Source organism: Hydrogenophaga sp. GW456-12-10-14-TSB4 (assembly GCF_059424305.1).
In genome coordinates, this window is the sequence record NZ_JBWKZH010000006.1 from 62,719 (window position 1) to 85,516 (window position 22,798).

The 22,798-nt window shown below is 64.7% G+C and carries 26 protein-coding genes and 1 tRNA gene; 23 read left to right on the forward strand and 4 right to left on the reverse strand.

Features of this window, described 5'->3' with window-relative positions; genetic code table 11:
• Positions 1-4 precede the first annotated feature (4 nt).
• The 5 genes from trbF (at position 5) to AC07ZS_RS05110 (ending at position 4,457) form a co-directional block, all read left to right on the forward strand.
• Positions 5-709, forward strand: coding sequence for a conjugal transfer protein TrbF (trbF, locus tag AC07ZS_RS05090; RefSeq protein ID WP_028240145.1), 705 nt, complete (start codon positions 5-7; stop codon positions 707-709).
• Positions 706-1,698, forward strand: a complete 993-nt coding sequence (gene trbG / locus AC07ZS_RS05095) for a P-type conjugative transfer protein TrbG (RefSeq protein WP_028240144.1) — start codon at positions 706-708, stop codon at positions 1,696-1,698. The genes trbF and trbG overlap by 4 nt, the downstream gene beginning before the upstream one ends.
• Before the next feature lie 2 nt (positions 1,699-1,700).
• On the forward strand, positions 1,701-2,984 hold the full coding sequence (locus AC07ZS_RS05100) for a TraB/TrbI/VirB10 family type IV secretion system protein (protein WP_028240143.1): 1,284 nt from the start codon (positions 1,701-1,703) through the stop codon (positions 2,982-2,984).
• Positions 2,981-3,226, forward strand: coding sequence for a DUF2274 domain-containing protein (locus AC07ZS_RS05105; protein WP_028240142.1), 246 nt, complete (start codon positions 2,981-2,983; stop codon positions 3,224-3,226). Before AC07ZS_RS05100 ends, AC07ZS_RS05105 begins: the two co-directional genes overlap by 4 nt.
• Positions 3,227-3,680: 454 nt before the next feature.
• On the forward strand, positions 3,681-4,457 hold the full coding sequence (locus AC07ZS_RS05110) for a hypothetical protein (protein ID WP_494797503.1): 777 nt from the start codon (positions 3,681-3,683) through the stop codon (positions 4,455-4,457).
• A 119-nt stretch (positions 4,458-4,576) separates the two neighbouring features.
• Here the strand turns inward: AC07ZS_RS05110 and AC07ZS_RS05115 are convergent, their stop codons facing one another.
• Positions 4,577-5,134: a fasciclin domain-containing protein gene (locus AC07ZS_RS05115; RefSeq protein ID WP_494797504.1), complete on the reverse strand. Its 558-nt coding sequence runs from the start codon at positions 5,132-5,134 to the stop codon at positions 4,577-4,579.
• A gap of 166 nt (positions 5,135-5,300) precedes the next feature.
• Between AC07ZS_RS05115 and AC07ZS_RS05120 the strand changes: the two genes are divergently transcribed.
• Positions 5,301-6,212 (forward strand): LysR family transcriptional regulator, encoded by a 912-nt coding sequence (locus AC07ZS_RS05120; protein WP_494797505.1) that lies wholly within the window; start codon positions 5,301-5,303, stop codon positions 6,210-6,212.
• Here the strand turns inward: AC07ZS_RS05120 and AC07ZS_RS05125 are convergent.
• Positions 6,209-7,072, reverse strand: a complete 864-nt coding sequence (locus AC07ZS_RS05125) for an AraC family transcriptional regulator (RefSeq protein WP_494797506.1) — start codon at positions 7,070-7,072, stop codon at positions 6,209-6,211. The genes AC07ZS_RS05120 and AC07ZS_RS05125 overlap by 4 nt on opposite strands.
• Positions 7,073-7,193: 121 nt before the next feature.
• Between AC07ZS_RS05125 and AC07ZS_RS05130 the strand changes: the two genes are divergently transcribed.
• Together AC07ZS_RS05130 and AC07ZS_RS05135 are read left to right on the forward strand one after the other, a co-directional pair.
• Positions 7,194-7,736 (forward strand): carboxymuconolactone decarboxylase family protein, encoded by a 543-nt coding sequence (locus AC07ZS_RS05130; protein ID WP_494797507.1) that lies wholly within the window; start codon positions 7,194-7,196, stop codon positions 7,734-7,736.
• On the forward strand, positions 7,733-8,449 hold the full coding sequence (locus AC07ZS_RS05135) for an MOSC domain-containing protein (RefSeq protein ID WP_494797508.1): 717 nt from the start codon (positions 7,733-7,735) through the stop codon (positions 8,447-8,449). The genes AC07ZS_RS05130 and AC07ZS_RS05135 overlap by 4 nt, the downstream gene beginning before the upstream one ends.
• Here AC07ZS_RS05135 and AC07ZS_RS05140 read toward each other — a convergent pair.
• Positions 8,446-8,772 (reverse strand): helix-turn-helix domain-containing protein, encoded by a 327-nt coding sequence (locus tag AC07ZS_RS05140; RefSeq protein WP_494797509.1) that lies wholly within the window; start codon positions 8,770-8,772, stop codon positions 8,446-8,448. The two genes, AC07ZS_RS05135 and AC07ZS_RS05140, sit on opposite strands and share 4 nt — an antisense overlap.
• Positions 8,773-8,867: 95 nt before the next feature.
• Between AC07ZS_RS05140 and AC07ZS_RS05145 the strand changes: the two genes are divergently transcribed.
• A complete protein-coding gene (locus AC07ZS_RS05145) occupies positions 8,868-9,140 on the forward strand; it encodes a hypothetical protein (RefSeq protein WP_494797510.1) in 273 nt (90 codons plus the stop codon).
• A gap of 59 nt (positions 9,141-9,199) precedes the next feature.
• On the opposite strand, the gene AC07ZS_RS05150 is transcribed toward AC07ZS_RS05145, so the two are convergent.
• Positions 9,200-10,342, reverse strand: coding sequence for an alpha/beta hydrolase family protein (locus AC07ZS_RS05150; RefSeq protein WP_494797511.1), 1,143 nt, complete (start codon positions 10,340-10,342; stop codon positions 9,200-9,202).
• 352 nt (positions 10,343-10,694) lie between these two features.
• On the opposite strand from AC07ZS_RS05150, the gene thrS reads away from it, so the two are divergent.
• The 14 genes from thrS (at position 10,695) to AC07ZS_RS05220 (ending at position 22,795) form a co-directional block, all read left to right on the forward strand.
• Positions 10,695-12,602, forward strand: a complete 1,908-nt coding sequence (thrS, locus tag AC07ZS_RS05155; RefSeq protein WP_494797512.1) for a threonine--tRNA ligase — start codon at positions 10,695-10,697, stop codon at positions 12,600-12,602.
• A 63-nt stretch (positions 12,603-12,665) separates the two neighbouring features.
• A complete protein-coding gene (gene infC / locus AC07ZS_RS05160; protein WP_494797513.1) occupies positions 12,666-13,325 on the forward strand; it encodes a translation initiation factor IF-3 in 660 nt (219 codons plus the stop codon).
• Positions 13,326-13,510: 185 nt separating this feature from the next.
• The gene (gene rpmI, locus AC07ZS_RS05165) at positions 13,511-13,714 is read left to right on the forward strand and encodes a 50S ribosomal protein L35 (RefSeq protein ID WP_066151481.1); all 204 of its coding nucleotides are present in this window, start codon (positions 13,511-13,513) and stop codon (positions 13,712-13,714) included.
• A gap of 25 nt (positions 13,715-13,739) precedes the next feature.
• Positions 13,740-14,099, forward strand: coding sequence for a 50S ribosomal protein L20 (rplT, locus tag AC07ZS_RS05170; protein WP_086120609.1), 360 nt, complete (start codon positions 13,740-13,742; stop codon positions 14,097-14,099).
• 121 nt (positions 14,100-14,220) lie between these two features.
• Complete coding sequence (gene pheS / locus AC07ZS_RS05175) at positions 14,221-15,273, forward strand: phenylalanine--tRNA ligase subunit alpha (protein WP_494797514.1); 1,053 nt, start codon at positions 14,221-14,223, stop codon at positions 15,271-15,273.
• Between the two features lie 9 nt (positions 15,274-15,282).
• Complete coding sequence (gene pheT, locus AC07ZS_RS05180) at positions 15,283-17,718, forward strand: phenylalanine--tRNA ligase subunit beta (protein WP_494797515.1); 2,436 nt, start codon at positions 15,283-15,285, stop codon at positions 17,716-17,718.
• A gap of 25 nt (positions 17,719-17,743) precedes the next feature.
• Positions 17,744-18,070, forward strand: a complete 327-nt coding sequence (locus tag AC07ZS_RS05185; RefSeq protein WP_297402608.1) for an integration host factor subunit alpha — start codon at positions 17,744-17,746, stop codon at positions 18,068-18,070.
• Positions 18,071-18,261: 191 nt separating this feature from the next.
• Positions 18,262-18,714: a MerR family transcriptional regulator gene (locus tag AC07ZS_RS05190; RefSeq protein ID WP_494797516.1), complete on the forward strand. Its 453-nt coding sequence runs from the start codon at positions 18,262-18,264 to the stop codon at positions 18,712-18,714.
• A gap of 35 nt (positions 18,715-18,749) precedes the next feature.
• A tRNA-Pro gene (locus AC07ZS_RS05195) sits at positions 18,750-18,826 on the forward strand.
• A gap of 304 nt (positions 18,827-19,130) precedes the next feature.
• The gene (locus AC07ZS_RS05200) at positions 19,131-19,718 is read left to right on the forward strand and encodes a hypothetical protein (RefSeq protein ID WP_494797517.1); all 588 of its coding nucleotides are present in this window, start codon (positions 19,131-19,133) and stop codon (positions 19,716-19,718) included.
• Positions 19,715-20,008 carry a hypothetical protein gene (locus AC07ZS_RS05205; protein WP_494797518.1) on the forward strand — a complete coding sequence of 98 codons (294 nt, stop codon included), beginning with the start codon at positions 19,715-19,717 and terminating at the stop codon, positions 20,006-20,008. Before AC07ZS_RS05200 ends, AC07ZS_RS05205 begins: the two co-directional genes overlap by 4 nt.
• A complete protein-coding gene (locus AC07ZS_RS05210) occupies positions 19,993-20,925 on the forward strand; it encodes an HprK-related kinase A (RefSeq protein ID WP_494797519.1) in 933 nt (310 codons plus the stop codon). The genes AC07ZS_RS05205 and AC07ZS_RS05210 overlap by 16 nt, the downstream gene beginning before the upstream one ends.
• A complete protein-coding gene (locus tag AC07ZS_RS05215; protein WP_494797520.1) occupies positions 20,922-22,028 on the forward strand; it encodes a nucleotidyltransferase domain-containing protein in 1,107 nt (368 codons plus the stop codon). The genes AC07ZS_RS05210 and AC07ZS_RS05215 overlap by 4 nt, the downstream gene beginning before the upstream one ends.
• Complete coding sequence (locus AC07ZS_RS05220; protein WP_494797521.1) at positions 22,025-22,795, forward strand: S1C family serine protease; 771 nt, start codon at positions 22,025-22,027, stop codon at positions 22,793-22,795. Before AC07ZS_RS05215 ends, AC07ZS_RS05220 begins: the two co-directional genes overlap by 4 nt.
• Positions 22,796-22,798: the final 3 nt, after the last annotated feature.

Consider the following 22,798-nt stretch of genomic DNA (forward strand, 5'->3'; position numbering starts at 1 on the left):
GACAATGCGATTCAAGAAACCGCAGGTGCGCTATGCCGACACGCCGCAGCCTGCCACGCCGTACCAAGCTGCCGGCCAGGTATGGGACGAGCGTATCGGCTCGCCGCGCGTGCAGGCGAAGAACTGGCGGCTGATGGCCTTCGGTTGCCTGACACTCGCGCTGCTGATGGCTGGCGGCCTGGTGTGGCGCTCGGCGCAGTCCATCGTGACGCCCTACGTGGTGGAGGTGGACAGCGCGGGCCAGGTGCGCGCCGTCGGCGAAGCCGCCACGCCTTACCGGCCCAACGATGCGCAGACCGCGCACCACATTGCGCGCTTCGTGACGCTGGTGCGCTCGCTGTCCATCGACCCCATCGTCGTCCGCCAAAACTGGCTGGACGCCTACGACTATACGACCGACAAGGGCGCAGCCGTGCTCAACGACTACGCGCGGGTCAACGACCCATTCGCACGCATCGGCAGGGAGTCGGTGACAGTGCAGATCGCCAGCGTCGTGCGCGCCAGCGACACGTCTTTCAACGTGCGCTGGACGGAACGCCGCTACGTCAACGGCGCCGCGGCTGGCCTAGAGCGGTGGACGGCCGTGGTGTCCATCGTGCTCCAGCCGCCGCGCACCGAAGAACGCCTGCGCAAGAACCCCCTGGGCATCTACGTCAACGGCTTGTCGTGGAGCCGAGAACTGGATTCTTCCGAAGGAGCCAAGCCATGAACCTGTCTTTCCGTATTTACGTTTCCGTGCTGATGCTTGCGGCCCTGGCGGGCTGCGCCACGCAGGGCAAACCGCCGCCGGTGATTTCGCTCGATGAGCCGGTGCAGGCTCAGCCGCTGCCCGAGCCGCCCGCGCCGGTGGAGGTGGTGGCCGTACCCGAGGTGTTGCCGATGCCGGCGCAGTTGAAGCCAGCGCCCGAAGCAGAAGACGCCAAACCCACGCCGGAACCGGCCGACGAGAAGGTGCGCGTCTCGCGCGCCAATGCCGAGGCCCGCGTCGCACCCACGCGCGAGGGCTACGTCAACGCGATTCAAGTCTGGCCCTTCACCGATGGCGCGCTGTATCAGGTCTATGCCGCCGTGGGTCGCGTGACCGTGATTTCGCTCCAGCCGGGCGAAGAACTGGTGACGGTAGCCGCCGGCGATACCGTGCGCTGGATCGTGGGTGACACGTCCAGCGGCAGCGGCGCCGAGTTGCGCGTGAACGTGCTGGTCAAGCCGATTCGCTCGAGCCTCAAGACCAACCTCGTCATCACTACCAGCCGCCGCACCTATTTGCTTGAGCTGACCTCGACGGAAAAGACGTGGATGGCGTCGGCGTCATGGGAGTACCCGCGCGACCGGATGCTGGCATTGCAGCGCCAGGCGCAGGCGGCCAGTGCCGCCGCCCCGGTCGATACCGGACTGTCGCTGGAGAAGCTGCGGTTCCGCTACGCGATCAGCGGCAGCAATCCGCCGTGGAAGCCGCTGCGCGCCTTCGATGACGGCGAGAAGGTCTATATCCAGTTTCCGCCGGGCATCGCGCAAGGCGAGCTGCCACCGCTGTTCGTCATCGGCGCGCAGGGCGATGGACAACTGGTGAACTACCGCTTCCGCTCGCCGTACTACATCGTGGATCGGCTGTTCGGCGCGGCCGAACTGCGCCTGGGCAGTGACAAGGGCGACGTGGTGCGAATCGAGCGCACGGACGGCGTTGCGCGGAGGAACTGACCATGAGCCAAGACGACGCCCCTGACCTTGCCACGCCGCAGGCGGGCAAGGTAGCGCCCGAGGCGGTGGCGCTGCGCGCCCAGCCGCGCCCGGTCACGCGCCTGAATCGGCGCACGCTGGCCATCCTTGCCGGCGGCCTGTCGGTCGCCGTGTTCGGGGCCACGATCTGGTCATTGCAGCCGCAGCGGCGCGGAGCCAGCGAGCAGGCCGAGCTTTACAACGTCGATCGCGTGTCGAAGTCCGAAGGGCTGGACGCGCTGCCAACCGATTACTCGAAGCTGCCGGCCTTGCCGCCCGCCGCACCCGAACTGGGGCCGCCACTACCGGGCGATCTTGGCCCGGCCATCGTGAACTCGCAGCAGCCGGTGACACCGGCCTATACGCCTCCGGGTCACGATCCCGAGGATGCCTTGCGCAAGGAAGCTGATGCGGCGGCGGCTTCGTCGGTGTTCTTCCGCTCGGGCGGCCAAGGCCAGGCCGCCGCCACGGTGGCGCAGGCGGCGCCGGGGGTGCCTGGCGCTGCCAGCGCGCTCGCGGCCTTCGACCCACTCGCTGCCGGGCCGGCCTCTGTGGCTGCACAGCCAGCCGATCCGACCGCCGTGCAGAACCGGCAAGACCAGAAAGAGGCATTCCTGAAAGGCGGCTCTACGGAAACCCGCAATTCCGGCAACCTGGCGCTGCCGGCATCGCCTTATCAGGTGATGGCGAGCACGGTGATCGCCGGCGCGCTGGTGACAGGTATCAAGTCGGACTTGCCGGGCGACGTGATCGCCACGGTGACAGAGCCGGTCTATGACACGGCCACGGGCAAGTTCCTGCTGATCCCGCAGGGATCGCGCATCCTCGGGCGCTACAACAGCCAGGTCAGCTACGGGCAGAGCCGCGTGCAGGTGGTGTGGAACCGGATCATCCTGCCCGATACGTCCTCGCTGACGCTCGACAACCTCGTGGGCACCGACCCGGCCGGCTACGCCGGCCTGGAAGACGACGTGGACTGGCATTGGGATCGCATCGTCGCCGGTGCTGTGCTGACGACGCTGCTGGGCGTTGGCGCCGAGCTGGCCGCGCCGGAGAACCGCCAGGACGGCAACCGCATCGTCATCGCCGGACGCGACAGCGCACAGGACAGCATCAATCAGGTCGGCCAGGAGATGACCCGGCGCAACATGAACATCCAACCCACGCTGACCAGCCGGCCCGGCCTGCCGGTGCGGATCATCGTCAACCGGGATCTTGTGCTGCGGCCGTACCAGCCGCTGTTCTTCAACCGGGGGGCTTCGCAATGAGCACGACCAAGAAGCTGCGGCTCGGGCCGCTGCCCAAGACCGAAAGCGTCAAGCTGACCTTCGCCTGTCCGGCCAGCCTGAAAGCCGACCTCGATCGCTACGCCGCGCTGCACGCGCAGGCGTATGGCGAGGCGGTAGATGCCATGACGCTGATCCCGCACATGCTGGAAGCCTTCATGGCGGGAGACAGGGGATTCAGGAAGGGCACGGCCACGCGGAGCGCGCCATCGAAGCCGGCATGATGGTGTCGTACATCGCCCGCCGCATCCATCGAACGCGCAGCCCCAAGGCTGCGCGTTCTTCGTTCTGGATGCCGCCAAGCCTCTTGGGCTATGATGATGCGGCAGGCCCGCCGTTCCTCGGCAATCAAGCACGACACAGTGCGATGCGGCTTCCCCTCCCGACGCTCTTATGTGGCTCCTAGCCCACGAAGCCGCAGTGCTGCAAAGCGGCCCCGAAAAGAGCTAACCTACTGCCCCACATACGGTTTCAAGCCCTTCGTGATTTACACGAAAGACTTGACACCGGCACTTTTTTGTTGTTGGTCGTGGTGGGAGAACGTCGATCTGGTCCACCGCATGGGGTTCATCCTCATACAACCAACAGCACGAGTTGTAATGCGATTGTTGCGCCATACACATATTGTTTCAATCTGACAATATATGTGATGTCCATGTTCTTTTTGGGTGAATACAGATGCAGATTCGGCGACTTTTTCAAGGTATCTCATATGCCGCTGTTGCGGCGGTTCTTGCTGGATGCGCGGCCTATCCGACCGTAGAGAAGATTGATGCTGATTTCAGCGGATTCTTGGAGCAAGAGTATTCTGCCGCCTATCCGTCGGCGGCTCTCCGGGCAAAATTGACCGAAGTGGGTTTGAAGCCAAAAGCTGGCGTTCGTGATCTCTCCGTAAAAATCACTTTGCGCCAGTCGGGTGTAGGGGACCAGGCTCCAAAGGTGAATCCCTATGACATAAAGTTCACGAGCCTCGGCGACGGCTTCTATCGAGAAGTTCGCGAACTCCGTAACAATGGATTTTTGACTGCTCGATTTGTGTACCTGAGCTGGGCTGGATTTTTTCAGCTTAAGAGCGATACCCTTATCAAAGGAGATACCTTCCCTGTTGCTTATCCTGAAATAAAGGATGTGGTGCCTTTCAAGTTCGCACCATCTGGCATGAAGGTGGGGGACAACCTTGTGACCGAAGCGAAATTTGGCAACAGGCCGCAAGCATTTAACTTTGGTACAGAAAGTTCTGAATGCGTCGCTGAAAAAATTGCAAGCGCAAGCACGGTGAATCGGAATATCTCTGGCAATGCAGTCTGGTTTACCTGCAGCACAAAAACTGACAAGGGATTTGAGACGAAAAGAAAGTCGGTTTACTTGACTGACTACGCCTTGGCACTTCCTCTTGAAGTTCGCACACCTATAAGAACTCAAGAGTATGAAATTACTGATTTCACTGCTCTATAGCCCTGCCTAATTGGGCTTTTTCTCAGTCACTGCAGCGCCGAGTCTGCAGAGGCTTGCCCGCTGGCTGGGGCCAAAAAAAGCCGCCCTTCCGGGCGGCTTTTTTTTCGAGTCGAACCCGCTCACTTGGGCAACAGCACCTTGTCGATCACGTGAATGACGCCATTCGACTGGTAGACATCGGCGATGGTCACCGTGGCCGTGCCACCGTTTTCATCGCTCACCATCACCTTGCCGCCGGCGGACTTCGCGACCAGCGTGCCGCCAGCCACGGTCTTGATGGACGCCATGCCGTTGCCGTCCTTGATCATCTTCGCGATCGCCGCCGCGTCCCACTTGCCCGCGACCACGTGGTACGTGAGCACGGTCGTGAGCTTGGCCTTGTTTTCGGGCTTGAGCAAGGTATCCACCGTGCCCGCTGGCAGGGCGGCGAAGGCCGCGTTCGTGGGCGCGAAGACCGTGAACGGCCCCGGGCCCTTGAGCGTTTCCACCAGGCCGGCGGCCTTGACGGCCGCGACCAGCGTCGTGTGGTCCTTGGAGTTCACCGCGTTGTCAATGATGTCCTTGGTCGGCAGCATGGGCGCGCCGCCCACCATGACGTCCTTGGCGAAGGTGGCGCCACCGGCAAAGGCGGAGGCGGCGAGCGTGGCGATGACGAGTCGGCGAGTGAGTGATTTCATGAGAGCTCCTTGATGGGATGGGTGCACGGCAACGGGCGCGGGGATCGCGAACAACCGGCTTCGCACAGGGGTAATCTAATCCTCATCGGTATCAAGTTAAACTACTCAGTCATAAATTGAGCGTTCCGGTTATCGGAATGGTGACTCCCCTCCTGGAGGTGTGCTCATGGACCGACTGCTTTCGATGCGGGTGTTCGCGCGGGTCGTGGAAGAGGGCGGCTTCGCCTCCGCCGCGCGGGCGATGGATCTCTCGCCCGCTGCTGTCACCCGTCTGGTCAGTGACCTGGAGGCGCACCTGGGCGCGCGGCTCCTGCAGCGCACCACCCGGCGCCTTGTGCTGACCGACTCAGGGCAAAACTACCTGGCGCGCGTGCGCGGCATCCTGGGCGAGATCGAGGAAGCGGAGACCGAGGCGGGCGCCGACGTGCGGGATGTGCAGGGCACGCTGCGCATCCTGGCGACGCCGGTGCTCGCGTCGTATTACCTGGCGCCGGTCATTGCCAACTGGCGCGAGCGCTTTCCCAAGGCGCCCATCGAGCTGGACATCGATCCGTTTCCGCAAAGCCATGTGGACGAGCACGACGTCACCTTCCTGGTGGTCGAGGAGGGGGTGGACCTGGGCATCGTCGCCCGGCCCATGCTCTCCACGGAGTGGGTCGTCTGCGCCGCGCCGAAGTACCTGCAGCGATTCGGCAAGCCGGAGGTGCCCGACGATCTGAAGGGGCACGACTACCTGCGGTTTCCCTGGCAGCAAGCCAGTGGGCCGGCGTCGCGCGCCCTGCAATTGCGATCGCTGCGCAACGGGGAGAGCGTGGCGATCCACATGCCGATCGGCCTGCAGTCCAGCAGTTTCGATGTGCTTTACCGGGCCGCGCTCGACGGTGCGGGCATTGCCGTGCTCTCACAGGCCCTGATCGCCAGGCATCTTGAGAAGGGCACGCTCGTCCGCCTCTTGCCGGACTGGATCTTTGGGCGGTATGCCATTTCCGCGGCATTGCCGAGCCGCCGGCTGGTGCCGTCCCGGGTGCGGGCGTTTCTCGAATTTCTGCCGGGTGGTGGGCGCGGAGTGCGCGTCTAGGGGGCTGCGTCGCGGTCCCGCCATTCACGCGGCGAGCAGCCCAGTCGCTGGCTGAACAGGCGCGAGAGCGCGGGCGCGCTGGCGTAGCCCAGCGCGTCGGCGATCTCCTTCACCTGGCGCCCCTGGCGCAGCTGGGTCTGGGCCAGGCTCAGTCGCCAGTCGGCCAGATAGTTGGCCGGCGTTTGCCCCACGGCGGCCTTGAAAGCTGCCGCGAACGCGCTGCGCGACATGCCGGCTTCCTGGGCCATGCCCGCCAGGCTCCAGGGCGCACCGGGGCGTTCGTGCAGCGCCACCAGGGCGCGGGCCAACCGAGGGTCCGCCAGCCCGCTCAGCAGCCCGGGCGGGATGCCGGCTTCGGCCGGATGGTCGATCAGCCAGCGCAGCAGCTGAATCAGCACCACCTCGAACAGGCGATCCGCCAGCAGCCGCTGGCCGCAGCGCAGCCGCTCGGTCTCTGCGAAGAGCAGGGCGAGCGCCGGCTCCAGCCCTTCCACCCGCGCCAGGGGCAGCAGGATCAGGGGCGGCAGCGCGCGCACCAGGGGGTTGCGTTCGCCGCCGTCGAACGCCAACTCAGCGCAGACGAAGTCGGCTCCGTCCTGCGGCGGGTTGCGGAACTCGTGCGCCAGTGCCCGCGGGTAGAAGAGCAGGCTGGGCTCCGTGATCGTCAGTCGGCGTGGCAGCGCGGTTTTGGGGCCGTGCCGCAGCTCCAGCTCACCGCGCCGCATCACGTGGAGGAAGCCACGCCCCGGCTCGGCTGGGAAGCGGTTGACGCCGCACAGCGGCCCGTTGTGGAACAGGTGCGCCCGCACCTTGAAACGGTCCAGCAGGCTGGACAGGCGGTCGATCGATGGGGGCGTCATGCGTTGGACGATTGGGTATGCAGGTTGGACGATATGTTGCCAATGGTACGGCCTGCCGGGGCACACTGGCGCACAGCAGCTGCTTCATCCCCTCCACCGAACCCCTTGAAAGGACCACACCATGTCACGCGTTCCCTTGATCGACCCCGCCCAGGCCACCGGCGAGCGCAAGCAAGTGCTCGACCAGATTCAGGCCGCCTTCGGAGCGACCCCGGCGATGTTCCGGGCGGTCGCCAACTCCAGCGCCGCGCTCCAGAGCATGTGGGGCAGCTTCGGTGCGCTGGGTGGCGGCGTGATCTCCCCGAAGCTGGGGGAGCAGATCGCCGTCGCCGTCGCTGACCGCAATGCCTGCGAATACTGCCTGGCCGCCCACACCGCCCTTGGGCGCAAGGCGGGGGCGACGGCCGCCGAGATGGCTGCCGCGCAGCAGGGTGAATCCGACGACGCGCAAACCGCCGCCGCGCTGCGCTTTGCGTTGAAGGTCGTCAACGACCGGGCCCAGCTCAGCGATGCCGATGTTCAGGCACTGCGCGGGGCCGGCTTCAACGACGAGCAGATCGTTGAGATACTCGCCCACGTGGCGCTGAACCTTTTCACCAACTACGTGAACGTGGCCTTCGCGGTGCCGGTCGATTTCCCGGCTGTGAAGCTGAGGCCGCGGTGAGCGAGGCGCCGGTGGTCATCGGCCGCTTGCGCGCCGTGCTGACGGGCCAGGCCCGGCCCTACACCCGGGCCGGCAGCGTCAGCGCGATCGACAAGCGGCCTCGGGACGGTGCCGTCCTGGCGGGCCCGACGGGGCTGGACGGCGACGAGCAGGGCGACCCGCGCGTGCACGGCGGACCCGACAAGGCCGTGCATTGCTACACCTGGGCGCATTACGGCGCCTGGCGGCGCGAGCTGCCGGGCGAGACGGCTGAGGCCTTGTTGCGCCAACCCGGCGCCTTCGGCGAGAACCTCAGCCTGGAGCCGGGGCTGGACGAAACGAACGTCTGCATCGCCGACCAATGGGTGGTCGGCGGTGCGCTGTTCGAGGTCAGCCAGGGCCGTCAGCCTTGCTGGAAACTCAACGATCGCTTTGGCGTGCCCGACATGGCGCGGCGCGTGCAGGAAAGTGGTCGCGCCGGGTGGTACCTGCGGGTCTTGCGGCCGGGGCTGGTGCAGGCAGGCGATGCGGTTCGGCTCGTGGCGCGACCGCACCCGGACTGGGCGCTGGCGCGGCTGCTGAGCGCCATCGCCGAGCGCGATGTCGATCCCCACACACTGGCGCAGATCCTTGCGTTGCCGCTGCCGCCTTCATGGGCCCGGTTGTTCAGTCGGCGGCTCGAGACGGGGCAGATCGAAGCCTGGGCGTCGCGCCTGGACGGGGCGGGAGGCTAAGAGGCCTCTTGTATCCAGTTTGAGATCAATGGCCCACGTTGCTTTGCGGGCACCTTTTTGAGCGCCAGCAGCAAACCCGCCACATCGTTCTCTTCGCAGTAGAGATATGCCAGCGGCACACCGAGCGCCTTCGCGATGTTGCGCGCCGTGTCCAGCGGGGGCTCATGGTTGCCCAACTCATAGCGGCTGATTCGCGCCCGGCTCGATGACTCGTCGATGCCGATCAGCACACCCAACTTCTCTTGAGACCACCCCAACTCCTCCCGTCGTGAGCGTATGCGCTGCCCGACAAGATTTGTGGTGTGACCAGACTCTGAAACCATGTCACGAGTCTCGTGACTTGGTAATATCTTGTCGTCACGAATAACGTAACATTCCGGTGCATTCAAATTTTCACAGAACGCAAGGGACTTCCCGCATGGCCATCAAACTCATCCTCCGCAACGCGCTCACCAGCCTGAGCTACCGAAACGACTTCGCGACCCACGTGTCCGTCCTCGCCTCTCAGGCGTCGCACCGGCTTCTTCAGTTGAGCGCCTCGGTGGAGCGGTACACGGATCAAGAGAAGGGGCTCACACCCAAGGTCGAGCACAAGAAGGTGCTCTACGACGATATGGACCAGCGCTTCGAGGCCCTTTGGAGCAAGCTCAGCGAGCTGCAGGCCACCGCGAACCAACGCAGGAAGCGTTGACTCGGTGAAAGCAAAACGCCACCCGGCGGGGTGGCGTTTCTGCTGGAGAGAACGGTGCTTTAACGGCAGTCGTTGGCCGGTGTCTGGTTCGACAGCGCCGACGAGATGAACCGCAGCGAATCCGCGCTCGACGCCATGATCACCGAGCCGTGGTCCTGGCCCGCGTACTCCTTGTACTGGATGCGCGCGCCTTTGGCGCACAGGGCGCCCATCATCTGCCGCGTGGTGGGCGGGGTGACGGTAGTCTGGTCCTTCTCGGCCTGTGCGATGAACAGGGGCACTTGCATCTGGAGCTGGGTGGGGTCCTGCGCGGCAAAGAACTTCACCATCTTGTCGAACTCCGGGCCTTTCTTCAGGTACTGGCCCGGCGCCAGCACAGGCATGCCGAACAAGCCGCCGATGCAGGTGGTCTTCGCCGCTTCGATCTGGGGCTTCATGGCAGGGTGCGTGAGCTTGTCCAGATCGAGGCTCGGGTCCGCCACCTTCGCGGCCAGGACCGTGATGGCGACGAAGGGCTGAGCGCCGGCCGAGACGGGTTGGCCGTCGGCCACGTCGTTCAGGAACTTCAGCACGCCGGGCCCCGTGGGGGCCAGCGCCACAGCGGCTTTCAGCGGGTAGGCCGGTGTGCGCTCTTTCATCGAGGCCACCCAGACGGAGGCGCCGCCGCCCTGGCTGTGCCCGGCCGCGATCCAGTCTTTGCTGAGTTGAATGGGCAAGGCGTGGGCGGCGGTGACGAGGTCGGCCATCGCGTAGGCGTTGCTGCGGCCTTCGAGGTCGGGCCGGCCTGCGAAGGCGCCCCAGCCTTCGTAGTCGGTGCGCAGCACGGCGTAGCCCTGTTTCAGCAGCAGGTTCTGGTACTCCAGCCGAGACGGCGCTGCCGCGAGGGAGGGGGCGCATTGTGGTGCCACGCCGGTGGTGCCGGTGCCCCAGCTCACGACCGGATAGCCGCCGGCGGGCGGGGGTGTTTTGGGCAGATCGATCAGTCCCTGGACGACGGTGTTCTGGCCCGAGTGCGAGGTGGTGATGTAAGACACCAGCCAGCGCTGTGACGATTCCGTGAGCAGGGAGCGGGTCTGCGGCTGAACGTTGACCAGCTGACCCGGGCCCGGCATGGCGTTGCGCGTGGCGGGGGTGCTGCCGCATGCGGCCAGGACAGACAAGCCGCCAACGAGCAGCGGGAGACGAAGAAGCCTGAAAAGCATGGATGCCCCTTGGAGAAAGGATGAAACGGTTGTTTTATATATAAAACTGTGATTCACGTAAGAATCAAACCAATGCTACTGGCCGTCGGCAAATGACTCCATGGGAATTTCCCGGAAGCGAAATTCCAAGGAAGAAACGCGCTCGAAAACCCCCGTTGGCTTTTGTGGGAAAATGCCTGTTCTTCTTCTGAATCCACAAGAGCGAGAAAGGCAATCTGGTTATGACACCGCGAACTATGGAGACCACCTCCACGGCCCTCTGAGGCCTGCAGTTCGCGCCTGCCCGATTGATTTCCTTTTGACCCCCACCAGCGCGGCCCCTGCCGCGCTTTTTTGTTTTCTGGACCACCCCATGTTGCATATCACGCTCCCCGACGGCTCCCAACGCGAATACTCCGGCCCGGTCACGGTCGCCGACGTGGCGGCCTCGATCGGCACCGGCCTGGCCAAGGCCGCCCTGGCCGGCAAGATCGGCGACAAGGTGGTGGACACCAGCTACCTCATCACGCAGGACAGCCCGCTGTCCATCGTGACGGCCAAGGACGCCGACGGCCTGGAGGTGATCCGCCACTCGACGGCGCACTTGCTGGCCTATGCCGTGAAGGAGCTGTTCCCCGATGCGCAGGTGACCATCGGCCCGGTGATCGAGCACGGCTTCTTCTACGACTTCTCGTACAAGCGCCCCTTCACGCCCGAAGACCTGGTGGCGATCGAGAAGCGCATGGCCGAGCTGGCCGCCAAGGACGAGCCGGTGGTGCGCCGCGTGTTGCCGCGCGACGAGGCCGTGGCGTACTTCAAGGGCCTGGGCGAGTTCTACAAGGCGGAGATCATTGCCAGCATCCCCAGCAACGAGGATGTGTCGCTGTACCGCGAAGGCGCTTTTGAAGACCTGTGCCGCGGCCCGCACGTGCCCAGCACCGGCAAGCTCAAGCATTTCAAGCTCATGAAGGTGGCGGGCGCCTACTGGCGCGGCGACCACCGCAACGAGATGCTGCAACGCATCTACGGCACGGCCTGGGCGACCAAGGACGAGCTGCAGCAGTACCTGACGATGCTGGAGGAGGCCGAGAAGCGCGACCACCGCAAGCTGGGCCGCGAACTTGACCTGTTCCACATCGACGAGCACTCGCCGGGCACGGTGTTCTGGCACCCCAAGGGCTGGACGGTGTGGCAGGAAGTGGAGCAGTACATGCGCCGCGTGTACCGCGACAACGGCTACCAGGAGGTGAAGGGCCCGCAGATTCTGGACCAGAGCCTGTGGGAGAAAACCGGCCACTGGGACAAGTACCGCGAGAACATGTTCGTGACGGAGTCGGAAAAGCGCGACTACGCGCTCAAGCCGATGAACTGCCCCGGCCACATCCTGATCTTCAAGCAGGGCATCAAGAGCTACCGCGACCTGCCGCTGCGGTTCGGTGAGTTCGGCCAGTGCCACCGCAACGAGCCCTCGGGCGGCCTGCACGGCATCATGCGCGTGCGCGCCTTCACGCAGGACGACGGCCACATTTTCTGCACGGAAGACCAGATCCAGGCGGAGGTGGTGGCTTTCACCACGCTGCTGCAGAAGGTCTACAAGGACTTCGGTTTCGACAACATCATCTACAAGCTCTCCACCCGCCCGGAAAAGCGCATCGGCACGGAAGAGAGCTGGGATCGCGCCGAGAACGCGCTGGCCGAAGGCCTGCGGGCGTCGGGCTGCGATTTCGAGTACCTGCCGGGCGAGGGCGCCTTCTACGGCCCGAAGATCGAATACACGCTGAAGGACGCACTGGGCCGCCCCTGGCAGTGCGGGACGATCCAGGTCGACCCCAACCTGCCCGAGCGCCTGGACGCCGAATTCGTGGGGGAAGACGGCTCGCGCCACCGCCCTATCATGCTGCACCGCGCCATCGTGGGCAGCCTGGAGCGCTTCATCGGCATCCTGATCGAGCAGCACGCCGGGGCGCTGCCCACCTGGCTCTCGCCGGTGCAGGTCGCGGTGCTCAACATCACCGATTCCCAGGCCGAATACTGTCTGGAAATCGCGAAAACTCTGCAGAATCAAGGGCTTAGGGTGACGACGGACCTGCGCAACGAGAAAATTACGTATAAAATACGGGAGCACGCGTTGCAAAAGCTGCCTTTTATCCTTGTCGTGGGCGACAAAGAGAAAGAAGCTGGTGCCGTGGCTGTGCGGGCGCGAGGTAACAAAGACCTCGGTGTCATGCCGCTGGAAGCCTTTTCCAAACTGATCGCGGCTGACGTTTCATCCAAGGTTTGATTTCAAACATCTGGCTGGATGCCCCTGCTGCCATGGCGCACTTCGTGTGCGTGAGGCGGCCGGGTGGCCGCCATTTCGCTTGAACCGGCCCACACAAAGGAACTCACCATAGCTACCAACTTTCGCGACCGCCGCCAACGTGAAGAGCGCGCACACAGACTGAACCGGGAAATCATGGCCCCTGAGGTTCGCCTCAACGGCCCCGAGAACGAGCCCTTGGGCATCGTCAGTTTGCAGGAAGCGCTGCGCATGGCCGGTGAGCTGGATGTGGACCTGGTCGAAATTGCGGCCACTGCCGTCCCTCCGGTGTGTCGCCTGATGGACTACGGCAAGTTCAAGTACCAGGAGCAGAAGAAGGCGGCGGAAGCCAAGGCCAAGCAGACGGTCATCGAGATCAAGGAAATCAAGTTCCGGCCCGGTACCGACGATGGCGACTACAACATCAAGATGCGCAACATCCGGCGCTTCCTGGACGATGGTGACAAGTGCAAGATCACGCTGCGGTTCCGCGGCCGTGAGATCACCCACCAGGATCTGGGGCTGGCCCTGCTGAACCGCATTCGCGATGAGTTGGCCGATTCGATCGTGGTGGAGCAGTTTCCCAAGCTCGAAGGGCGCCAGATGATCATGATGATCGCGCCCGGTCGTAAAAAGGCCGGTGGCGCGGCCAAACCCGCCGAGGCCGCTGCAGCAGCGCCTGCGGCAAGCCAGTCGGCCGCCTGAGGGCGGTTGGCGGCCAAGAACAGCATTGGACGGGCAGGGTAGTCTCCTGCCGGTTCGAGGCGCCGGCTGAAAAGCCGGACGCCGAATCGGAGAGCCGAAAGGCTGTCCATAAAAGTGGCTCGGGGCCAACAAGTCCGCGGAAGGTTCGCGGCGCCTCACGAGCACAAATGAAAAGGAGCATGAAGATGCCCAAAATGAAGACCAAGAGCAGCGCGAAAAAGCGTTTTCGCGTTCGTCCCGGTGGCACCGTCAAGCGCGGTCAAGCCTTCAAGCGTCACATCTTGACCAAGAAGACCACCAAGAACAAGCGCCACCTGCGTGGAGCAGTCACCGTGCATGAGACCAACATGGGTCACATGGCACAGATGCTGCCCGGCATGGGCATTTGATCAACGACGAACAAGGAGAACACACATGCCTCGCGTCAAACGTGGTGTAACGGCTCGCGCCCGACACAAAAAGGTTCTGGCTCTGGCCAAAGGTTTCCGCGGCCGCCGCGGCAACGTCTTCCGCATCGCCAAACAGGCGGTGATGAAGGCTGGGCAATATGCCTACCGCGATCGCCGCACGAAGAAGCGCGTCTTCCGTCAACTGTGGATCGCCCGTATCAATGCGGGTGCCCGTGCTTGCGGCCTGACGTACAGCCAATTCGCCAACGGCCTGAAGAAGGCTCAGATCGAAATCGACCGCAAGGTGCTGGCCGATCTGGCGGTGAACGATCCGGCTGCCTTTGGCAGCATCGTGGAGCAAGTCAAAGCCAAGCTGGCCGCTTGATTCACGGCAGGAGCACGCCGCCTCACGGCGGCGTGCCCCGTCGCTCAAAGGGGTTGAGGCTTGAGGGATTCCCTCGCTGGCTTCAACCCCTTTTTTATTTCCCAACGATTCAAGCACACACATGAACGAGTTGGACGCATTGGTCGAGAGCGCCCGTGCCGGGTTTGTTCAAGCCGCCACGCCGGCCGATCTGGAAAACGCCAAGGCGCAGTACCTCGGCAAGTCGGGCCGCATCACCGAGCTGATGAAGGGCCTGGGCACCCTCTCCGTGGAAGAGAAGAAGACCCGCGGCGCGGCCATCAACCAGGCCAAGCAGGCGATCGAAGCCGCGCTGACCGAACGCCGCCAGGCCCTGGCCGATGCCGAGTTGCAAGCGCAACTCAAGGCCGAGGCGCTCGACGTGACCTTGCCCGGTCGCCAGCGCGGCCAGGGTGGCCTGCACCCGGTGAGCCTGACGCTGGAGCGCATCGAAGCGATCTTCGGCTCCATGGGTTTCGAGGTGGCCGACGGCCCCGAGATCGAATCCGACTGGTTCAACTTCACGGCCTTGAACACGCCCGAGGACCATCCGGCGCGTTCCATGCACGACACGTTCTACGTGGAGGGGGGCAGCGAGAAGGCGCCCAACCTCCTGCGCACGCACACCAGCCCGATGCAGATCCGCCACGCGGTGCAGCACGTCAAGCGCCACCGTGCCGATCTGGATGCCGGGCGCTCCATGCCCGAGATCCGCGTGATCGCGCCCGGCCGCACCTACCGGGTGGACAGCGATGCGACGCACTCGCCGATGTTCCACCAGTGCGAAGGCCTGTGGATCGGTGAGAACGTCAGCTTCAAGGACCTGAAACACGTCTTCACGGACTTCTGCCGCACCTTCTTCGAGTCCGACGATCTGGTGCTGCGTTTCCGTCCCAGCTTCTTTCCGTTCACCGAGCCCAGCGCCGAGATCGACATCCAGTTCCAGCACGGCCCCCTGGCGGGGCGCTGGCTGGAGGTGGCGGGCTCGGGCCAGGTGCACCCGAACGTGGTGCGCAACATGGGCCTGGACCCGGAGCGCTACATCGGCTTTGCCTTCGGCATGGGGCCTGACCGCCTGACCATGCTGCGCTACGGCGTCAATGACCTGCGCCTGTTCTTCGACGGTGACGTCCGTTTTCTCGCCCAGTTCCGCTGAGACCACGACATGCAATTTCCCGAATCCTGGCTGCGCGCCTTCTGCAATCCGCCCCTGACCAGCCAGCAGCTGGCCGATACCCTGACCATGGCCGGTCTGGAGGTCGAAGAGCTGGAGCCGGTGGCGCCGCCGTTCACGAAGGTGGTGGTGGGCGAGATCAAGGACGCCGTGCAACACCCCAATGCCGACCGCCTGCGCGTGTGCCAGGTGGATGTGGGGCAGGGCAGTCTGCTCAACATCGTCTGTGGTGCGCCCAATGCCCGTGTGGGCATCAAGGTGCCTTGCGCGCTGGTGGGCGCTGAGTTGCCACCCGGCGACGACGGCAAGCCGTTCCAGATCAAGCTGGGCAAGCTGCGCGGCGTGGAGAGCCAGGGCATGCTGTGCTCGGCGCGCGAGCTCAAGCTGTCCGACGAACACGGCGGCCTGCTGGAGCTGCCGGCCGATGCCCCGGTGGGGCGCGACATTCGCGAACAGCTGGCGCTGGACGACATGCTGTTCACGCTCAAGCTCACGCCCAACCTGGCGCATTGCCTGAGCGTGTACGGCATTGCCCGCGAGGTGTCGGCGCTCACCGGCTCACCGCTGATCGAGCCGGCGTTTCCGTCGGTGGCGGCACCGCTGCAGGACCGCCTGCCGGTGCGCGTGGAGGCGCCGGACCTGTGCGGCCGTTTCACCGGGCGCATCGTGCGCGGCGTGAACACCCGCGCCACGACGCCCGCCTGGATGGTGGATCGCCTGGCCCGCTGCGGCCAGCGCAGCGTTTCCCCGCTGGTGGACATCTCCAACTACGTGATGTTCGAGCTGGGGCGCCCGTCCCACATCTTTGACCTCGACAAGATCCACGGCGGCCTGCAGGTGCGTTGGGGCCGTGAGGGCGAATCGCTCAAGCTGCTCAACGGCAACACGGTGGCGGTGGATGCGCAGGTCGGCGTGATCGCCGACGATGAAAACGTGGAATCGCTGGCCGGCATCATGGGCGGCGACTCCACGGCGGTGTCGGACGACACGCAGAACATCTACATCGAAGCCGCGTTCTGGTGGCCCAAGTCGATTGCGGGCCGTTCGCGCCGCTACAACTTCTCGACCGATGCCGGTCACCGTTTCGAGCGCGGTGTGGACCCCTCCACCACGCGCGAGCACGTGCAGCGCATCACGCAACTGGTGCTGGACATCTGCGGCGGTCAGGCCGCCGTGCTGGACGACCACGTGGTGCAACTGCCCACGCCGCAGCCGGTCACGCTGCGCGTGGCCCGTGCGGCCAAGGTCATCGGCATGCCGGTCGACCAGGCGCTGTGCGCGGGCGCTTTGCGCCGCCTGGGCCTGCCGGTGGAAGAGGGCGATGGCCTGCTCACGGTGACGCCGCCAGCCTACCGCTTCGATCTTCAGATCGAGGAAGACCTGATCGAAGAGGTGGCGCGCATCGTCGGCTACGAAAAGCTGCCCGACACGCCGCCGCTGGCGCCCATCACGGCCAAGATCCGCACCGAAGCGCGCCGGGGCCCGTTTGCGGTTCGCCGTGGCTTGGCCCAGCTGGGTTATCAGGAAACCATCAATTTCAGCTTCGTGGAAGAGCGCTGGGAGCGCGAGCTGGCCGGCAACGCCGACCCGATCCGCCTGCTGAACCCGATCGCCAGCCAGATGAGCGTGATGCGCTCGTCGCTGCTCGGCAATCTGCTGTCGGTCCTCAAGTTCAACCTGGATCGCCGGACCGACCGCGTGCGCCTGTTTGAAGTCGGGCGCGTGTTCTTCAAGGACGCATCCGTCGTCGAGAGCGACACCAGCGTCGCCGGCTTCCGCCAGCCCATGCGGGTGGCCGGTCTGGCTTACGGTTCCACCGAGGCGCTGCAGTGGGGCACGTCCGAACGCGCCGTGGACTTCTTCGACGTGAAGGGCGACGTGCAGGCACTGCTGGCCCCGCGCCGGCCGGAGTACAAGGTGGCGGAGCACCCCGCGATGCACCCGGGGCGCTGTGCCGGTGTCTGGCTGGACGGCCGCTGCATCGGCCACGTGGGTGAGTTGCACCCGCGTTGGCGCCAGGGCTACGACGTGGCTCAGGCGCCGGTGATGTTCGAGCTGGAGCTCGACGCCGTGCTGGAGCGCCCTGTGCCGGCCTACCAGGCCGTGAGCCGATTCCAGGCGGTGGAGCGCGATCTGGCCATCGTGGTCAAGGAGTCGGTGACGCATGCCGCCGTGCTGGACGCGATCCGCTCGCCGGCCAGCCCCTGGCTGCGCGATGTCGTGCTGTTCGACGTCTACCGCCCCAAGAAGCAGGCCGCTTCCGAAGGCACGCCCGCAGGGGCGCTGGCGGCGGATGAAAAAAGCCTGGCGGTGCGCCTGGTGCTGAACCGGGACGACGCTACACTGACCGAAGAGGAGATCGACGCGACCGTGAACGCCGCGGTCGATGCAGTGGCCCAACGGGTGGCCGGTCGATTGCGCGCCTGAGACGAACAAGATGGAGAATGTCCGCATGGAACTCGCTGTTGAAAGCCTGGAAACGCCTGCCTTGACCAAGGCGCAGCTCGCGGAGTTGCTGTTCGATCAGATCGGTCTGAACAAGCGCGAATCCAAGGACATGATCGATGCCTTCTTCGATCTGATCACCGACAGCTTGGTGAATGGCACCGACGTCAAGATCTCGGGGTTCGGCAATTTCCAGATTCGGACCAAGGCGCCCCGGCCCGGGCGCAACCCCCGCACGGGCGAGCCCGTGGCCATCGAGGCGCGCCGCGTGGTGACTTTCCACGCCAGCCCCAAGCTCAAGGAACAGGTGCAAACCGCCATCATCGGCGGCTGAAGCGTCTTTTCGAGACAACGGCCGACCCCTGGGGCGGTGTGTTTCTTGACCACAAAAACGCCCCAGATTGGGGCGTTTTTGCTGGGGAGCGGGGCTGTTGCAACATTTCACACGGAAATGTTCACCAGCCCGTGCACACACGCACCAGTTAGAGTAGATTTCAAGGTTCGGTTCGTACCGCCTTGATTTTCATGGAAAAAACGCTTCCTCCGATTCCCGCCAAGCGCTACTTCACCATCGGTGAAGTGGGCGAGTTGTGTGGCGTCAAGCCGCACGTGCTGCGGTACTGGGAGCAGGAGTTCACGCAGCTCAGGCCCATGAAGCGGCGCGGCAATCGCCGTTATTACCAGCACCACGAGGTGCTGATGATCCGCCGCATCCGTGAGCTGCTCTACGACCAGGGCTTCACCATCAGCGGGGCGCGCAACAAGCTTCAGGAAATCGTTCAGGCCGAACGCGACAAGCGCCGCAACGAGGAAGATGAAGCCATTGACGTGATCGACCTCGATGAAGTCGTTCATGGCGAGGTCGTGATTCCTTTGATCGAGGCTGAGTACCCCGTGCACACGGGTCCCGGCGGGCTTCTGCACGATGTTCGACGGGAATTGCTTGAAATTCGTGAGCTTCTGAGGCTCTCGGCCTGATTTGCTTCATTTGGACGCTATAATTTGAGGCTTGTCGGCGTGTAGCGCAGCCTGGTAGCGCACTTGCATGGGGTGCAAGGGGTCGCGAGTTCGAATCCCGCCACGCCGACCAATTTACGAGAGCCCGAAATCGAAAGATTTCGGGCTTTTCTGTTTTTCCGGTGCCTCTGCCAGATCGAACTTCAGGAAAATCAAGTCGCTTCGGGCGCTTGTTGAGAAAGTGCTGTTGAATCCAGGCGTCGAAACGAGCGGGCCAGCGCCGTTTCGACGGGGCGCCAAAGCGGGCAATATGTCCGCTTTTGACCCGTATTTGCTTACTTTTTGTTGCGCGTGCTCTATACTTGCGCTACCAAAGGCTCAAGCATCCGTTGGCTTCATTTCGCACCCGGGCCTGTCTTGCCAGAGAGGTAAACAAGATGATCGATTCTTCCACTCCGTCCCAGCCTACTTCCGGCGTGTCTCGCCGCCGCCTGGTGCGTGCCGGCCTCTCGGCCGCCCCGGTGATGGCTGCCCTGAAGAGCAACAGCGTGCTGGCAGGGGACCACACCTGCATTCGCCCCTCGTCGTTCTCTTCGCTGGCCGCCGCGCAAATGAAGGTCAGCCAAGGCCGTGCGATCAAGACCGACTACGAGTGCAAGTCGCACGGCTACTGGAAGAACAGCAACGCCGGTCTGGCCACGAAGTTCAAGGAAACGACCAAGTTTCTTTCGACCACCACCGGCTTCACGCGCGACCCCGGCAACGCCTACGGCAGCCTGACGATCCAGCAGGTGCTCGAGCAAGGCGGCAACCGCAACAACGCGGCTCTGGCCCGCCATGTGGCCGCGGCCTTCCTGACGGCGACCGCGTTCAACAACGATTCGACGCGCGTGCTGCTGACCAAGAGCCAGTGCAGCGCCATCTGGAATGGTCAGGGTGTGTGGTCGCCCTTCTCGGGAACGACCTGGACGCTGTCGCAGACGATGGCCTACTTTGACATGATCTACGGTCCAGCCTTCCTGTGACCCTGGCACAGGCTCAGGCCAACTTCGGTTGTTCCCGGGCCGATCATTTCGCGATTCAGCGTTGGCCGGATGGTGTGGTCGTGTACGACGACACCAGCGGCAGCCTTCACGCGCTGACGCCCGTGGCAGGCGAGGCGTTTGACCTGTTCCTCGCCGGGCAGGCCCACGACGCCGCCAGCCTTGCCCAGGCCCTGGGCCTTGTTGAACCTGCCACCGAGGAACTGGACATGTTGCAGTCCTTGCTGATGCAGTTCGAGTCAATGGGTTTGATCGAGTGCACGCCGGGGTAAGTTCAACGCAGGCGCTGGCGGCATTTTCCCCGGCGGAACTGGCGCAACGCCTCCGCACCGACGGCGTCTATTTGCGCATCCCCCCTTTCGTCATGCACATCCGCAGCCCCATATCGGTGGTGGCAGAAGGCCTGCATGCGCTGTACCCCGACCACGAAGTCCTGACGGGAGACGATGTCTTCGCCGATTTCCACGTGGCCGTGAAGCCCAAGCGCCTCCCGTGGAAGACGGTGTGTGTTTTCGAGATGGATGGTTTTCGGCCGTTCACCCCGCTGGCGTACGGCGAGGCGTTCGCGTTCCTGGAATGGGGCATGAACTGGTGCGTGACCAGCTATTGCCACACCTGGATCACGATCCACTCGGCGGTGCTGGAAAAGGGCGGCCGGGTGCTCGTTCTTCCGGCGCCTCCGGGCTCGGGCAAGAGCACGCTGTGCGCGGCCCTCATGCTGAGTGGCTGGCGCCTGTTGTCCGACGAGATGGCGCTGCTCGATCCGGTGTCGGGTCAGGTGACCCCGTCGCCGCGCCCCGTGAGCCTGAAGAACGAGTCGATCGAAGTCATCCGCAGACGTGCGCCCGGTGCGAGCTTCGGGCCGGTCGCCCGGGACACGATGAAGGGCACGGTGGCCCACATGCGCATTTCACCGGACAGCCTCGCACGCGCAGACCGATCGGCTTCGCCGGCGTGGGTGGTGTTTCCCCGGTTCAAGCGAGACGCTGCGCTGACCGTGGTCGAACGCCCCAAGGCCAGCGCGTTGGTGGAGCTGGCGTCCAACAGCTTCAACCACCATGTCCATGGGCGCACCGGTTTTCAGGCCTTGGCGGCCTTGGTGGACGGTTGTGGCTGTCACGACCTGGAGTACAGCCACCTGGACGAAGCCATCGCCTGGTTCGACAACCTGGCCGCCGCTCCCGCATGACACTGCCTCGCATCGACATCCTTGTCGCCGCCTTGAAGCAACCCGCCACGCTGAGCGGCCTGAGCCCGGGTGCCTGGGACCTGCTCATCCGCCAGGCCCGTCAGGCCGATGCGCTTGCCCGCATCGGCAGCGGTGCTCAGGCGAGCGGGGTCTGGGAGGACCTGCCCCCGGCTCCGCGCCGGCACCTGGCTTCGGCCATGGGGTTGGCGGCCCGTCAGCACACCGAGCTGCGCTACGAGGTGGTCGAGATTGCGCGTGCGCTGGAGGCCGTCGGCCTGCCGGTGGTGCTGCTCAAGGGCGCGGCCTACACCATGGCGGGCCTGGATGCCTCGCGCGGGCGCATGGTGTCGGACGTGGACATCCTGGTGCCCAGGCAGCGCCTGGCCGACGTGGAGTCGGCGCTGATGATGGGCGGCTGGGTGTCCATGAACCGCGATGCCTACGACCAGCGTTACTACCGGACCTGGATGCACGAGCTGCCGCCGCTGAAACACATGAAACGGGGCACGGTGCTCGATGTTCACCACGCCATCATGCCGCTGACGGCCCGGCTCAAGCCCGATTCCAACCTGCTGTTGGGCAGCGCGCGAGCGATCGGCGACGATGCCCGCATCCAGGTGCTGTGCCCTGCCGACATGGTGTTGCACAGCGCCGCGCATCTGTTCCATGAGGGCGATCTGGAGCTCGGGCTGCGGGGCCTGGTCGATCTGGACGCGCTGCTGCGCGAGTTCGCGGCGAACGCCACCTTCTGGCCCGAGCTGCTCGCACGGGCCCGCGCCTTGCAACTGGAGTGGCCCCTGCACCAGGCTTTGCGCTACGCCGGAATGCTGCTGGAGACCCCCATCCTCCCGGAGGTGACCGAGGCGCTGCGAGCCAGCCCGGGTGTGCGCATTGCCCCTTGGCGCCAGCGCGCGCTGGACGCGCTTTTCCTGCGGGCTCTGCGCCCGGCCCACGCGTCGGCTTCGGACGCGTGGACGCCCGCTGCGCGTTTCATCCTTTACCTGCGGGGGCACTGGTTGCGCATGCCGCCGGTCATGCTGGTGTGGCATCTTCTGCGCAAGCTGGTCAAATCCGTGCGGGCGGATCCCGTGGAAGCCAAATGAAACGACGCCTTTTCCATGTCGCGAGCCTCGGTGCGATCGGTCTCCTGTGGGCGGCCAGCACCTGGGCAGGCCTGGCCGACACGGTGCTGCGGGTCAAGCCTTCGGTGGTGCTGGTCGGTACGTTCAAGACCACCGACAACCCGCGCTTTCAATTGCGCGGCGCGGGCTTCCTGGTGGCGCGGGGTGATCTGGTGGTGACCAGTGCCCATGTGTTGCCGTCGGACGCCGGATCGGCCGACGAGGCTTCGCTGGTGGTTCAGGTGCGTGTGGGGCAGGGCGACTGGCAGATGCGCACGGCCACCGTGCTGGAAACCGATGCCGCGCGCGACCTGACCCTGCTGCGCGTGGCGGGCGCGCCCGGGCCGGCGCTCAAGATCGGGGACTCCCGGCGCGTGAGGGAGGGTGACGATCTCGCTTTCATGGGGTTTCCCATCGGGGGCTCGCTCGGGTTCTCGCATGTCACGCACCGGGCGACGGTGTCCACCATCACCTCGGCGGCCTTGCCCAGTCCCTCAGCGGAGCGCTTGAGGGAGCAGGCCATCCGCAGTCTGCGCAACGGCACCTACGACATCTTCCAGCTCGATGCGACGGCCTACCCGGGCAACAGCGGCGGGCCGCTGTTCGATCCGGAGACGGGCGAGGTGATGGGGGTGATGAACATGGTGCTGATCAAGAACACGCGCGAGTCGGCGCTGAGCCAGCCTTCGGGCATCTCGTATGCCATTCCCTCCCGCTATGTGCAGGAGCTGGTGGACCGGCACCGCTAAGGA

Coding starts and splice junctions, on each gene's coding strand:
- trbF (WP_028240145.1), top strand. CDS start 5: ATGCGATTCAAGAAACCGCAGGTGCGCTATGCCGACACGCCGCAGCCT.
- trbG (WP_028240144.1), top strand. CDS start 706: ATGAACCTGTCTTTCCGTATTTACGTTTCCGTGCTGATGCTTGCGGCC.
- AC07ZS_RS05100 (WP_028240143.1), top strand. CDS start 1,701: ATGAGCCAAGACGACGCCCCTGACCTTGCCACGCCGCAGGCGGGCAAG.
- AC07ZS_RS05105 (WP_028240142.1), top strand. CDS start 2,981: ATGAGCACGACCAAGAAGCTGCGGCTCGGGCCGCTGCCCAAGACCGAA.
- AC07ZS_RS05110 (WP_494797503.1), top strand. CDS start 3,681: ATGCAGATTCGGCGACTTTTTCAAGGTATCTCATATGCCGCTGTTGCG.
- AC07ZS_RS05115 (WP_494797504.1), bottom strand. CDS start 5,134: ATGAAATCACTCACTCGCCGACTCGTCATCGCCACGCTCGCCGCCTCC.
- AC07ZS_RS05120 (WP_494797505.1), top strand. CDS start 5,301: ATGGACCGACTGCTTTCGATGCGGGTGTTCGCGCGGGTCGTGGAAGAG.
- AC07ZS_RS05125 (WP_494797506.1), bottom strand. CDS start 7,072: ATGACGCCCCCATCGATCGACCGCCTGTCCAGCCTGCTGGACCGTTTC.
- AC07ZS_RS05130 (WP_494797507.1), top strand. CDS start 7,194: ATGTCACGCGTTCCCTTGATCGACCCCGCCCAGGCCACCGGCGAGCGC.
- AC07ZS_RS05140 (WP_494797509.1), bottom strand. CDS start 8,772: ATGGTTTCAGAGTCTGGTCACACCACAAATCTTGTCGGGCAGCGCATA.
- AC07ZS_RS05145 (WP_494797510.1), top strand. CDS start 8,868: ATGGCCATCAAACTCATCCTCCGCAACGCGCTCACCAGCCTGAGCTAC.
- AC07ZS_RS05150 (WP_494797511.1), bottom strand. CDS start 10,342: ATGCTTTTCAGGCTTCTTCGTCTCCCGCTGCTCGTTGGCGGCTTGTCT.
- thrS (WP_494797512.1), top strand. CDS start 10,695: ATGTTGCATATCACGCTCCCCGACGGCTCCCAACGCGAATACTCCGGC.
- rpmI (WP_066151481.1), top strand. CDS start 13,511: ATGCCCAAAATGAAGACCAAGAGCAGCGCGAAAAAGCGTTTTCGCGTT.
- rplT (WP_086120609.1), top strand. CDS start 13,740: ATGCCTCGCGTCAAACGTGGTGTAACGGCTCGCGCCCGACACAAAAAG.
- pheS (WP_494797514.1), top strand. CDS start 14,221: ATGAACGAGTTGGACGCATTGGTCGAGAGCGCCCGTGCCGGGTTTGTT.
- pheT (WP_494797515.1), top strand. CDS start 15,283: ATGCAATTTCCCGAATCCTGGCTGCGCGCCTTCTGCAATCCGCCCCTG.
- AC07ZS_RS05185 (WP_297402608.1), top strand. CDS start 17,744: ATGGAACTCGCTGTTGAAAGCCTGGAAACGCCTGCCTTGACCAAGGCG.
- AC07ZS_RS05190 (WP_494797516.1), top strand. CDS start 18,262: ATGGAAAAAACGCTTCCTCCGATTCCCGCCAAGCGCTACTTCACCATC.
- AC07ZS_RS05200 (WP_494797517.1), top strand. CDS start 19,131: ATGATCGATTCTTCCACTCCGTCCCAGCCTACTTCCGGCGTGTCTCGC.
- AC07ZS_RS05215 (WP_494797520.1), top strand. CDS start 20,922: ATGACACTGCCTCGCATCGACATCCTTGTCGCCGCCTTGAAGCAACCC.
- AC07ZS_RS05220 (WP_494797521.1), top strand. CDS start 22,025: ATGAAACGACGCCTTTTCCATGTCGCGAGCCTCGGTGCGATCGGTCTC.